The sequence below is a fragment of the endosymbiont of Riftia pachyptila (vent Ph05) genome (genome assembly GCF_000224455.1).
Taxonomy (GTDB): Bacteria; Pseudomonadota; Gammaproteobacteria; order Chromatiales; family Chromatiaceae; genus Endoriftia; species Endoriftia persephonae.
In genome coordinates, this window is sequence record NZ_AFOC01000183.1 from 1 (window position 1) to 907 (window position 907).

Genomic DNA, 907 nt, shown 5'->3' on the forward strand with positions numbered 1-907 from the left:
ATATAAGTTTTGCACGGTGGATTGGTGGGCCTCCCATATAACCAGGGACCATTTCAAACAACTAGGCACCTTAATTAAGCTCTTATCACCTCGAGCCAAGGCATTTTCTACCGCCTTATCTGGAGAGACAGCAAGAATAGTTTCTAGTGGCTCTGCTGACGATACCGCAAATGAGGCGAGTAACAGAAGAAGCAATATGATTCCTAGTTTGCACATGCTTTCTTTCATTTTGAACCCTAACGACATGCATCACCGGCAGAAAAAAGCAGAGCGAGGAACGAGCGGCGCTTTTTGCTGTCCGTGTGAATGTGATTGTTAGCTGTATGTTGCACGATCTTCAGACTGCTCGTTTATAGAACACAAAGATGCTTCGCATGAATTAATGAATATTATCGCCGATTCACACCAGCTCTGTATTGAAAAGAAAAACTCCCACGGAGTCTGCTTCTTACCCATCAATGTTCCAGCCAACGTTAAATCACCGCCCCACCATTTAAAATTACCTTTATATTTTCTTGATCCAACCGTATCTATTCTAAATATTTTGGCATGTATTATTTTGTTTGCAAAACCCAAAAAAGAATCACGCTCTTTCTTTTTTAGTAGAAAGCATGCTGCCCAGCTCCGTAACACATAATGTTTTTATCATTTACGTATGATATACCTCTTTCTTGCAGCATTTCCGCGGCATTTCTCAACTTAACGGCAAGTTCGATTGCATAATTACTCACAATTGACTTTGTAAAGTGATGGTAGTCTAAATCGGAATAATGCCTCTGGAGTTCACTCTCTCCGATAAAATAACGCACCGAAAACAATTCGCCTGACAAGGCTAGATTATTAAGTATAAATAATTTCTCTTTTAAGCTTCCAATATCCACAAAGTGAGATATATAATCCCCCTATT

Annotated in this window: 1 protein-coding gene; it reads right to left on the reverse strand. The window is 39.8% G+C overall.

Features of this window, described 5'->3' with window-relative positions; all coding sequences use genetic code 11:
• On the reverse strand, positions 1-228 hold a 228-nt coding region (locus RIFP1SYM_RS18495; protein WP_240992159.1), incomplete at its 3' end, for a hypothetical protein.
• Between the last annotated feature and the right edge of the window lie 679 nt (positions 229-907).